Raw genomic sequence first — 11,652 nt, 5'->3', positions numbered from 1 at the left:
TCATGTCGCAACCTGTTGATTTAGGATTTGGCATTTCACTCATTGATTTATATGATTTACAAACAGCTCAGCGAACAGGTGCATACGTTTTTCGGGAAGAAGAGGTGACGATTATTGAAACGAGCGCAAGTCCATCTATTCCTTATTTACTTAAAGGGCTAGAAGCGCTATCGATTGATGTAAACGACGTAAAAAACATTATCGTCACACATATTCACCTAGACCATGCCGGCGGAGCAGGCATGTTATTGCAACATTGTCCAAATGCTCGCGTATTTGTTCATCCAAAAGGGATGCGCCATTTGGTCGATCCATCTCGTCTCATTGAAGGGGCAAAAGCCGTTTATGGTGAATCGTTTGATGCTTTATTTGCCCCGATTGTTCCCATTCCTGAAGAGCGATTAATTGTAAAAGAAGATGGGGAAACGTTACAAATCGGAAAAAATCGTACATTAACGTTTCTTCATACACCAGGACATGCGAATCACCATTTCTCTATTTATGATCAAAAAAGTAACGGTATTTTTACAGGTGATACGGCCGGTGTCTTTTATCCTCAATTGCTTTCGTATGGTGTAGAGTTATACCTGCCGTCTACATCGCCAAATCAATTTGATCCCGAGGCGATGCGCGCATCGATTGAAAGATTTATGAAGTTGCGTCCAGAGCGTATATATTTTGGACATTTTGGTATGTCAACTCATGTGCAGGGGGTCTGGGAGCAACTTCTTCACTGGTTACCAATCTTTGTTCAAACGGGTCATGAGATCGTAAATGAACAAAAAGATCAATCCTTTACCGAAAAAACAGAAGCTGTTTTCAAACGTTTATTTAATATCATTCAAACATTTTTACGTAAACAGCAAGTACCAGATGATGCAGATGTATATAAACTACTTCAACTTGATTTACAAGTATGTGCAATGGGTCTTGTCGATTATGCGGAAAACAAAAAAAGATAATTGACGAAAAATCGTGTTTTCGCTATAATTTCTTTGGCACCCCGATATACGGAGGAGTACCCAAGTCCGGCTGAAGGGGTCGGTCTCGAAAACCGATAGGGGTGTCAAAGCCCGCGGGGGTTCGAATCCCCCCTCCTCCGCCATATCTCCTCTTTCATTCCTTCTTTGTTTATCTTCAACTTTGTTTTTTATTCCGATTTGCGAGGATGTGACATATTGAAAAAATATTATGTTGTTTGGCAAGGAGCGAAAACAGGTATTTTTTCTTCTTGGGACGAGTGTAAACAGTACGTCATTGGTATTCCTGGAGCAAAGTATCGCTCATTTCCATCGAAAGAAGAAGCAGAACAGGCATTTGCGTCTGGTCCGTTTGTAAACCGAACGAAAAAAAATAAAGTAGTGGCAACGAACTATGTAGAAGAAAGTATTTGCGTAGATGCAGCATGTAGCGGAAATCCAGGATGGATGGAATATCGAGGGGTATATACGAAAACAGGGAAAGAGTTGTTTCATGTTGGACCGATGATCGGAACAAACAACATTGGGGAGTTTTTAGCCATTGTCCACGCATTAGCATGGTTACAAAAACAAAACAAAAATTTGCCAATTTATTCTGATTCGGCAACAGCTATAAAATGGGTAAAAGGAAAAAAAGCGAATACAACGCTCGTTCGCAACGCTGAAACAGAACGTGTCTGGCAACTTGTTGAACGTGCTGAAGCGTGGTTGCGCACGCATCATTATACAAATGAAATTATGAAATGGGAAACCGAGCAATGGGGAGAAATTAAAGCAGACTTTGGACGAAAGTAAAAGGAGAGGGATATTAACCTTCTCCTTTTTGCATGTCCTCGAGTTGTTGTTTTAGTTTTTGTTTATCCAATTGTTCACCGATCATGACAAAATGTAACGGGACATTCATTTCCTCTTTCATATAAAGCGGTGTACCGTATGCATACTGAAAGGAGTAAACTCCACTTGTATGAGTAAAGCGTAAAAATCCTTTCATGCGGTAAATGGTATCGGGAAGTTGTCTTACCCATTGTTCGAACACATCTAAATCAATTGGGCTTGTAAATGTATGTACGTATGTTTGAATGCGTAGTCTTTCGATATTCATTCGCTCATGCTCGTTTCTCATCCGCTTCGATAACAAATGAATATCTTCCATTCGCACGTTAGAAAACGTTGTGAAAATTGTGCGCGCTTCGCTGTTGATCGTTTGTAACTCAAACGATAATTTCGCTTGTTCATCCGGACGTAATATATCTGTCTTATTGACAATTAATACATCCGCGTGACGAACTTGTTCTTTTAACAACATTTGTAGGGGAATGGAGAGTTGTTGACGATTCATCCAACGTGTTGCGTCGATTGTCGTAATAATACCTCCCATTTGAATGCGATGAGCAAACAATGGCGACATACACGCATCGAGCACTTCAATAGGATGTGCTACCCCTGTCGTTTCAATATAAATGACATCTAGCTCATGTTTTTGAAGAAGGGAATAAAGCTCTACTTCAAATTGATCTTGAATGGTGCAACATACACAGCCGCTTAATAATTCGCTTAACACAGCATCTTCTGAAACAGCATGTGAATCAATGGACACTTGGCCAATTTCATTCATCACCACAGCCACTTTCCGTCCATGTTCTTTTTCATGTTGCAGTAGCCGCTTTAATAATGTCGTTTTACCACTCCCAAGAAATCCAGATAAGATGTATATGTCTGTATGTTTCATAAAGCTCTCCTTTCTACATGTTCTTTTTTGATCATAGTCAAAAGTAATACATAGCACAAGAAAAATATATTGTGCATCGATGGGCAATTTGCTTAAAAGAGAAAAAATGATGCGTCTGTCCTTGCATACCTTTTGTTTTCTTTCATATACATATCTTTGTAATCTTTTTGGAAAAATTTTTATCATCTATTTACAAACTTATCTTATCATGTATATAATTTACTACGTAAATTTATTTTGGAAGGGAGGAAAAAACATGACAACAATGACAGGTGTACATTGCACAGTTGAACAAAAAAAGATTGATCCGCCCTTCCGATGTGAAGATCATTGATCTTTTCATAGGCGCTCACATGTCGCAAGGAAGGTATTGTTCCTTGCGGCTTTTATTTTCAGTCCGCAAAGGGATCTTCTCTTGCGGATTTTTTATTGAAAGGGGGTGAACAAATGATGAAATTTCATTTATTTTTTTTAACGATTTCTATTCAACGACGAATATGGACAGCTGAAGAAATAGAGCGAGAACAGCTTATTCGACAAGTTGAAGAAGAGATGATGGACAGAAAATGTTCAATGTACCGATTGTTTTAATTTTTAATCAAGACAAATACATGATGAAAGGAGAATGAAAAATGAAACAACAACAAACGAAAACAAATATAACATGGACGGTAGATGACGATTAGTTTTTCGCAACAAGAGTTGATCAATGAATCAGCTCTTGTTTCTTTACAAAATCTTTACTTGTTTTATATAAGTATATAATTATATAATGATAAACGGATAAGGGAGGGAGGTATATGTATCACATCGAAGAAACTGCAACGATTCTAAAACTATTAGGAGATAAAACAAGATTAACCATTACGGCTATATTAAATGAAACAGATTGTTGCGTATGCGAGCTTGTCGACATATTACAAATGAGTCAACCTGCCATTAGCCAGCATTTACGAAAACTAAAAGATAACGGTTTAGTGAAAGAAACAAAAAAAGCACAATGGGTGTTTTATTCACTAAACAAACAACATGTGTGTTACCCACTTATTCAAAGCATTTTAGATCATGTGTCGAACAAGGGAGAAGAAATTGATCGACTCGAGCAAAAAGGGAAACGCATTCTTTGCGAATAAACGAGAGGAGTGGTTTTTTGCTTTCTGTGTTTCTTGCATCGTCGATTTTTCTCGTAACACTTGTATTTGTCATTTGGCAACCGCGCAATTTATCGATCGGTTGGTCAGCATGTGGTGGTGCAGCATTAGCATTGCTCGTTGGGGTCGTTGATTTCCAAGATGTCATCGATGTAACGAACATCGTCTGGAATGCAACACTTGCTTTTATCGCAATTATCATCATTTCTTTAATTTTAGATGAAATTGGCTTTTTTGAATGGGCAGCGTTACATATGGCACTTATTTCTAAAGGTCATGGGGTGCGGATGTTTATATTTGTTTCGATTCTCGGAGCGCTCGTATCGGCCTTTTTCGCTAACGATGGAGCAGCACTTATTTTAACACCAATCGTATTAGCTATGGTGCGCGCATTACAATTTGATGAGCGAAACGTACTGCCATTTATTTTAGCGAGTGGATTTATCGCTGATACGACGTCGCTACCGCTCGTCGTCAGCAATCTTGTCAATATTGTATCTGCGGACTTTTTCCGTATTAGTTTTAGTGAGTATGCATCTCGGATGATCATTCCAAACTTTTTCTCACTCGCAGCGAGCATCGGAGTGCTGTATTTATACTTTCGAAAAGATATTCCAAAACGATATAATTTATCGCACGTTAAACAACCATATGAAGCCATTAAAGATACGCGGATGTTTCGGTTATCGTGGATCGTTCTTGCTGTCTTGCTTATCGGTTATTTTGTCTGTGAATTCGTAAACATCCCTGTATCGTTTATTGCTGGTGCTGTGGCGTTATTGTTTTTATGGATGGGAAAACGTAGTCCCGCTGTACATGTGAAACAAGTAGTAAAAGGGGCGCCATGGGCTGTTGTGTTTTTCTCTATCGGAATGTACGTTGTTGTGTATGGATTGCGTAATGTAGGGTTGACAACTGTTTTGGCTGACTTAGTTGAAATGGCAGCGAATGAAGGACTGTTTGTTGCAACAATTGCCATGGGTTTTATCTCAGCTATTTTATCATCCGTCATGAACAACCTGCCAACCGTCATGATTGATGCGCTAGCCATCGCTGATACAAATACGACGGGAATCATTCGAGAAGCGCTTATTTATGCCAATGTGATCGGTTCCGACTTAGGACCAAAAATTACGCCGATCGGTTCACTTGCTACTCTTCTTTGGTTGCACGTACTTTCAACAAAAGGAGTAAAAATTACGTGGAGAACTTATTTTAAAAACGGCTTTATTTTAACTATCCCTACATTATTTATTACTCTCGTAGGGTTATATATATGGTTACTTATTATTCATTAGAAGGAGTCGATTGCAATGAAAAAAATCATTTATTTCTTATGTACAGGAAATTCTTGCCGTAGCCAAATGGCCGAAGGCTGGGCTAAAAAATATCTTGGAGACAAATGGGAAGTATATAGCGCTGGTATTGAAGCGCACGGTTTAAACCCCAACGCCGTAAAAGTGATGAAAGAAGTAGGAATCGATATTTCAAACCAAACATCCGATGTCATCAATCCGGAAATTTTAAACAAAGCCGATTTAGTCGTTACATTATGCGGACATGCAGCTGATCATTGTCCGGTCACACCACCGCATGTCAAACGCGTTCATTGGGGATTTGACGATCCAGCGAAAGCAGAAGGAACGGAAGAAGAAAAGTGGACTGTTTTCCAACGCGTTCGTGATGAAATTGGCATGCAAATTAAACGATTTGCGGAAACAGGAGAGTAAAACGATATATTTCCCATAATTTAATTATGTAAACTTAAAGAGCCAAACGAGAAGATCCCCGTTTGGCTCTCCTTAAATTTCTTTCACTAAAAGACTTGTCAATTGCTTCATTGATTGTGACAACCATTTTTTACGATGGTATATAAGTTGAAGGGAGAGGCGCATATCCGCCTCTGGAAGAAAAATACGAACTAAACTCCCTTTTGCTAGTTCTGTCTCTACCGCCATGAGCGGCAAAAAAGCGATACCAAGTCCATAAGCGACACAGCGTTTAATTGCTTCAATGCTACCTAATTCAATCGTGTATTCAAAACGAATACTATGATTACGATACAAATTTCCAATGACTTCTCGATAACTACATCCTTGTTCGGTCACAATAAGCTTTTCATCACTTAACATACGTATATCCACTTTATCTAATTGGGCTAAATGATGATCCGGTTTAGCAACAAGAACTAGCGGCTCTTGTTTAATCACGGTAACATTTAGATCTGGATCTTCTCGTTTTTCATCTAGAATAATAGCTAAATCATATTTCCCTTCCTTTACTCCTTTGACAAGTCGATTACAAATATTTTGTTGCAACAGCAAATTTACTCTCGGATACCTTTGCTTAAATGCTTGTAAATAAGGTGGAAGATAAAACCCAGCGACTGACTCAATCGTACCGATCGATAAACTCCCAGCGAGGTCTGCTTGCTCGGAAAGACTTTGCTTTGCTTCATCAATCAAACTAACAATTTTATTTGCATATTCAAGCAGTTCGATTCCGGCAGATGTCAGTTTAATTTTCCCGCCCCAACGTTCAAACAAAATAACACCAAATTCCTCTTCTAGTTTTTTTATTTGTGTTGTCACACTCGATTGGGCGTACCCCAACATCTCACCAGCCTTCGTAAAGCTATTCCATTTCGCCACTTCACGAAATGTATGCAAATAATCAAGATTCATACTTCCAGCTCCCCATCAAAAATATTGATGAACAATATCAATTATTATCAATAACACCTATGACCAAATACTTGTAAAATTGATTATAACAGAAATTTAACAATGAGTCAGGAGGATGTTTCATGCCAACAAGAAATATGAAAACGTACATTCTTTTGTTTTTAACCGCTACCATCTGGGGCGGGGCCTTTGTTGCTGGAAAAATTGCAACAACGACTTTACATCCTGTGTCAGTTGCTTTTTTTCGCTTTTTTGGCGCTAGTTTGATTTTATTTCCGTTATTACATTGGAAAGAGCCGAATAGATCAACGCCATCCAAAAAAGACTGGGGGGTGTTAGCACTTCTTGGTTTAACAGGAGTGTTTTTGTACAATATTTTCTTTTTTATGGCTACGAAATACGCACCAATCGTCAAAAGCTCACTAGTCATTGCAGTTAACGCACCGCTCATTACGCTGATGTCGGCATTGTTTTTAAAAGAAAGATTGAACATGAGAAGCATATTTGGTATGTTTCTTGCTGTATTTGGGGCGGTATATATCATTACAAACGGTCATCCGTCTGTACTTATCGAAATGGGTGTCGCACCAATCGATCTCGTGTTAGTAGGAGCATGTCTCAGCTGGAGTACATACTCTGTCATTGGAAAAATTGCGATGAAAAAATTTAGTCCTCTTGCAGCGACAACATATGCAACAGGTTTTGGGACAGTATTTCTAGCGCCGTTTGCGCTATATTACACTTCCCTTGCATCCATTGAAGCGAGCGGATGGGATGTTTGGTTGAGCGTTCTATACGTTGCTATTGTTGTTTCGGCAATCAGCTTTGTTTGGTGGTATAATGGCATCCAAAAAGTAGGTGCTTCAACTGCTTCCGTTTTCATTAATGTCATGCCTATTTCTGCTACCGTAATGGGAACAATGTTTTTTAATGAACATTTAACGTTCACTCATATTATTGGAGCAGCGTTTGTCTTTAGTGGTATTTTACTTAATATTTACAGCAAACAAGAGAACATGGTGTTTTCTCTCACTAAAAAAAGAGCAAACATATGACTTTTTTGCAAAAAATAATCATACTTGAGGTACAAGAAACATGTGGAAAGGCTATGGGCTCGTATTGTTATCGGCAACCGGATTTGCGTTTATCCCGATCTTTGCATTACATGCATACAATAGCGGCGTCAACGTCACGACCTTGTTGTTTTTACGTTTTGCCTTGGCTGCTCTGTTCTTTTTTATGTATGCATGGTTCAAAAAGAAAAACGAGAAAGTATCGTGGTCCCAGTTATTTTATCTATTCTTACTTGGCGGCATTTTCTATATGCTACAATCTTCGCTTTATTTTCATGCCGTAAAGTACATTCCGTCATCGCTCGCTGCTTTATTGTTGTATTTAAACCCTATATTCGTCGCTGTTTTTTCGTTTTTTATCAATAAAGAAAAGTTGACGAGACAAACCGTCATAGCGATCTTGATTTCTTTTTCGGGGATGTTGCTCGTTCTAGGAGCACCAGAAGGAAAAATTCATCCACTTGGTATTGCGTTAGCTATTGGAGCAGCGGTAATTTACTCGATTTACATTATTGTCGGAAATAAAGTGATAGCACACGTTCCACCGATTACAGCAAGCGCCTACATCGCACTTTTTGCAGCTCTGTCTTTTTTTGTCTGGGGAATCAGTACAGAAACGCTACATTTCCAATTTGATGCGAAAGGATGGATTCCGGTGATCGGAACATCGTTCGTTTCGAGCGTTTTAGCAATGCTGGCGTTTTTTGCAGGAATGAATATCATTGGCCCGACAAAAGCAGCAATTTTAAGTATGATAGAACCGATCGTGACGTTCCTTCTATCAATGGTATTTTTACATGAAAGCGTATCGTCTATCCAAATGATTGGGGGACTGATTGTGTTGAGTGGAGCTATGCTTGTTGTCACAACAAAGGAACTTAAACCAAAGAAAAAATCGACCTCCATCAGTGCGTGATGGGGGCGATTTTGTAAAATAGCAGGAATATTACCTACCATTATCTAATTCTAATAAATATGTCTTTATAGTAGCGAGGAGGATTGTCGTGAATCAAAATGTAAACTCCCCGTCAGTGGCGCTAGTGACAGGGGCCTCCAGTGGGTTTGGGCTACTCGTAAGCGTTGCACTTGCGCGTGAAGGATATCGGGTCGTTGCTTCGATGCGAAACAGGCAAAACAAAGAAATGCTTGCAACCGTGGCGTGTGAAGCCGGCGTGTACGATCAGATAGAAGTCGTATCTCTCGATGTCACCGATTTTGCCGCGGTGGAATCGATCGTGAACAATGTAACTAATCGCTATGGACGGATCGATGTATTAGTTAACAACGCCGGGTTTGCTGTTGGCGGTTTTGTGGAGGAACTTGAACTTGAAGACTGGGAGCGTCAGTTTGCGACGAACTTTTTCGGATTAGTTGCCGTTACAAAATCGGTTTTGCCAGTTATGCGAACGCAACGTAGTGGTAAGATTATCAACATTAGTAGCATTAGCGGACGAATCGGTTCTCCGGCGATGGGTTCATATGTCGCTTCGAAATTTGCTGTCGAAGGATTTAGCGAATCGCTTCGTTTAGAGATGTTGCCGTATGGGGTATATGTCGTGTTAATTGAGCCCGGGTCATTCAAAACAAACATTTGGTCGAAAGGGCTTCAAGAGATGTCCGTCCGTTCAGGTTCGCCATATGAAAAAGAAATGAAAACCATTGTGCAATACGTGAATCGAGTAGCCAAAACAGCTCCACCTCCTGACGAAGTCATTAGGCAAATAATCAAAGTCGTCCAATCGCCGACTCCTCATTTGCGTTACCCCGTAGGGAGAGGAGTCGCATTGACGCTAATGCTGAAAAACTTGTTGCCATGGAAGTGGTGGGAATGGATTGTCATGAAATCTCTTAAACAAAAATAAGTACCACATATGCAGCTACAGACAACATATATTTTGAAGTAGGAGTTTTGAAAATTTTATAAAATCATTGACAAAGTGTTTTAGACCAGAATGAAACAGGGGGGAAAGAGGTGGGGAATGTTTATTTTTTTACCGGATTTCCGGGATTTATTTCGTCGATGTTGCTTGAGGAGTTAATTGCGAAATGGGCTCCAGAAAAAGTATATACATTGGTGCTTCCTCCTATGAAAGAGAAAGCGATAGCAGAAAAAGAAAAAATTTGTTCTTCCACTCATTTTCCACAGGCAAAATGGGAAATCATCGAAGGGGATATTACTAAGTCAAACCTTGCACTCTCAGAAAAACAGCTTCACATGCTGGCACAGTCAGTCACCCACGTATTCCATCTTGCAGCTATTTACGACTTGGCTGTCCCTAAACACATTGCCCGAATGGTCAACGTAGAGGGAACAAAACAAGTGAATGAATGGGTTTCCTTACTTCCGCATTTGCAGCGCTATGTATATTTTAGCACTGCATACGTATCAGGAACGCGACAAGGAGTGATTTTCGAGCATGAACTTGATAAAGGACAGTCATTTAAGAACCATTACGAAGAAACGAAATTTCTTGCAGAATTAGCTGTACGTGAAGTAGCACACAACGTGCCAACGACGATTATTCGTCCTGGCATTGTGGTTGGTCATTCAAAAACAGGAGAAACGATGAAATTTGATGGTTTGTATTTTATGCTCAACATGTTTGAGCGTCTAAAGTTCCTTCCTGTCATTCCGTATCTCGGCAAAGGGGAGGCGCAAGGAAATTTTGTTCCGGTTGACTACATTATCGAGGCGACGCTCTATTTGGCACATACGGACGAAGCGATTGGCAAAACGTATCATTTAACCGATCCCAACCCGTACAAAATGAGAGACATTTATCGGATGATGATGACCGAATATCTCGGGAAAGAACCGAAAGGAATACTGCCGCTGAGTCTTGTCAAATGGGCGATGTCATTTTCCTTCCTTCGTAAATGGTTGCGCGTAGAAAAAGAGGCGCTCGAATATTTCGAATGTGCGTCCATATATGATGCAACAAATACACGCAACACTTTAGCAAAGATAGGGATTACTTGCCCTGATTTCCGCGATGTCATTCCTGTGATGGCGCGTTATTATCGAAAACATCGACACAACTCAACCAAACAGCTGACGATTCACTAGACATTTAACAGAAAAAAGAAGCTTCGTCCAAAGAAAACATTACGGCATAATGGAGGGAATATGCTACAAATAAAACGGCTATCGGAATGTACGTTAGAAGAAGCGGTACGTGCTTGGAACGATGGATTTGAAGGGTATTATTTTCCGATTCAACTGACGATAGAAAGCTTTTTGCATCGAGTAGTAGGAGAAGGGCTTTCTCCTTCGTTATCCATTATTGCTTTTTATCATGACGAGCCAGTTGGGATTGTGCTAAACGGCGTTCGTGAATGGAAAGGAACTTCAATGGCTTGGAACGGTGGCACAGGAGTAGCACCTGCGTTTCGAAAAACAGGGGTTGGAAAGGCGTTAATGGAAGCGACACTTGACGTTTACCAAGAAGCAGGCATTGGGCTTGCAACATTGGAAGCGATTAGCGAAAACGAGCGAGCTATTGGACTATATAAAAAGTTCGGATATGAAATCGTAGATGAACTCGAATATTTGCAATTTCAAAAAGCGATGCCACGTTTACTAGAGGACGAACCATTTCAAGTGGAAATCACTATTCCACAACAAATAAGCCATCTTTCGTTTTATAAAGGGCTACATCCGTGGCAAACGCAATGGCAAAGCGCCAAAAATGGCGAAGCGCTTCTTGTAAAAGACGAACGGGGATGCGACATCGGTTACGCATATTATCGCCGTGTTTTTGACGCAACAGGCAAGCATGAAAAAACGATTTTATTTCAATGCGAAACTCACCCCGAAAGAAACGATACAGAACATATCCTTCGATTTTTACTTACAAACGTGTTCGGCACTTGTTCAGACGAGGTCGTGAAAGTAGCAGCAAACATACCGGTTACTTATTCGTTGACCACCTACTCACTTTTAAAAGAAATCGGCTTTCAAACAACCGTCAAACAAGTGTGGATGCAGAAGCAGATGAGATAAAAAAGCTGTTGGGCTTGTTCCAACAGCTTTAG

Annotated in this window: 13 protein-coding genes and 1 tRNA gene; 12 read left to right on the top strand and 2 right to left on the bottom strand. The window is 40.0% G+C overall.

All coding sequences use genetic code 11. The annotated features are described in order from the left end of the window. Positions 1-2 precede the first annotated feature (2 nt). The 3 genes from HNR43_RS09420 (at position 3) to HNR43_RS09410 (ending at position 1,775) form a co-directional block, all read left to right on the top strand. On the top strand, positions 3-962 hold the full coding sequence (locus tag HNR43_RS09420) for an MBL fold metallo-hydrolase (protein WP_183243321.1): 960 nt from the start codon (positions 3-5) through the stop codon (positions 960-962). Between the two features lie 50 nt (positions 963-1,012). Continuing rightward, positions 1,013-1,105, top strand: a tRNA-Ser gene (locus HNR43_RS09415). Between the two features lie 73 nt (positions 1,106-1,178). Continuing rightward, positions 1,179-1,775, top strand: coding sequence for a ribonuclease H1 domain-containing protein (locus HNR43_RS09410; RefSeq protein ID WP_183243318.1), 597 nt, complete (start codon positions 1,179-1,181; stop codon positions 1,773-1,775). A 13-nt stretch (positions 1,776-1,788) separates the two neighbouring features. Here HNR43_RS09410 and HNR43_RS09405 read toward each other — a convergent pair whose 3' ends face one another. Beyond that, positions 1,789-2,709 carry a CobW family GTP-binding protein gene (locus HNR43_RS09405; RefSeq protein ID WP_183243316.1) on the bottom strand — a complete coding sequence of 307 codons (921 nt, stop codon included), beginning with the start codon at positions 2,707-2,709 and terminating at the stop codon, positions 1,789-1,791. Positions 2,710-3,156: 447 nt separating this feature from the next. Here HNR43_RS09405 and HNR43_RS09400 point away from each other — a divergent pair, with 447 nt between their 5' ends. From HNR43_RS09400 to arsC, 4 genes are all read left to right on the top strand, one after another. Further along, a complete protein-coding gene (locus HNR43_RS09400) occupies positions 3,157-3,300 on the top strand; it encodes a YrzI family small protein (protein ID WP_425486533.1) in 144 nt (47 codons plus the stop codon). Between the two features lie 209 nt (positions 3,301-3,509). Then, a complete protein-coding gene (locus tag HNR43_RS09395) occupies positions 3,510-3,842 on the top strand; it encodes an ArsR/SmtB family transcription factor (protein WP_183243314.1) in 333 nt (110 codons plus the stop codon). Positions 3,843-3,859: 17 nt separating this feature from the next. Next, the gene (locus HNR43_RS09390; RefSeq protein ID WP_221248251.1) at positions 3,860-5,158 is read left to right on the top strand and encodes an arsenic transporter; all 1,299 of its coding nucleotides are present in this window, start codon (positions 3,860-3,862) and stop codon (positions 5,156-5,158) included. 15 nt (positions 5,159-5,173) lie between these two features. Beyond that, a complete protein-coding gene (gene arsC / locus HNR43_RS09385; RefSeq protein ID WP_183243313.1) occupies positions 5,174-5,590 on the top strand; it encodes an arsenate reductase (thioredoxin) in 417 nt (138 codons plus the stop codon). Between the two features lie 72 nt (positions 5,591-5,662). Here arsC and HNR43_RS09380 read toward each other — a convergent pair whose 3' ends face one another. Further along, positions 5,663-6,544, bottom strand: coding sequence for a LysR family transcriptional regulator (locus HNR43_RS09380; protein WP_183243311.1), 882 nt, complete (start codon positions 6,542-6,544; stop codon positions 5,663-5,665). A 122-nt stretch (positions 6,545-6,666) separates the two neighbouring features. Between HNR43_RS09380 and HNR43_RS09375 the strand changes: the two genes are divergently transcribed. The 5 genes from HNR43_RS09375 (at position 6,667) to HNR43_RS09355 (ending at position 11,620) form a co-directional block, all read left to right on the top strand. Then, the gene (locus tag HNR43_RS09375) at positions 6,667-7,599 is read left to right on the top strand and encodes a DMT family transporter (protein WP_183243308.1); all 933 of its coding nucleotides are present in this window, start codon (positions 6,667-6,669) and stop codon (positions 7,597-7,599) included. A gap of 40 nt (positions 7,600-7,639) precedes the next feature. Then, positions 7,640-8,533: a DMT family transporter gene (locus HNR43_RS09370; RefSeq protein ID WP_183243306.1), complete on the top strand. Its 894-nt coding sequence runs from the start codon at positions 7,640-7,642 to the stop codon at positions 8,531-8,533. Positions 8,534-8,621: 88 nt separating this feature from the next. Continuing rightward, positions 8,622-9,479 (top strand): SDR family oxidoreductase, encoded by an 858-nt coding sequence (locus tag HNR43_RS09365; protein ID WP_183243304.1) that lies wholly within the window; start codon positions 8,622-8,624, stop codon positions 9,477-9,479. A 110-nt stretch (positions 9,480-9,589) separates the two neighbouring features. After that, the gene (locus HNR43_RS09360) at positions 9,590-10,684 is read left to right on the top strand and encodes an SDR family oxidoreductase (RefSeq protein WP_183243302.1); all 1,095 of its coding nucleotides are present in this window, start codon (positions 9,590-9,592) and stop codon (positions 10,682-10,684) included. A gap of 60 nt (positions 10,685-10,744) precedes the next feature. Continuing rightward, complete coding sequence (locus HNR43_RS09355) at positions 10,745-11,620, top strand: GNAT family N-acetyltransferase (protein WP_183243300.1); 876 nt, start codon at positions 10,745-10,747, stop codon at positions 11,618-11,620. Positions 11,621-11,652: the final 32 nt, after the last annotated feature.

Source organism: Anoxybacillus mongoliensis, from assembly GCF_014201515.1.
Classification (GTDB): Bacteria; Bacillota; Bacilli; order Bacillales; family Anoxybacillaceae; genus Anoxybacillus; species Anoxybacillus mongoliensis.
This window is presented reverse-complemented; position numbering and strand designations above follow the sequence as displayed.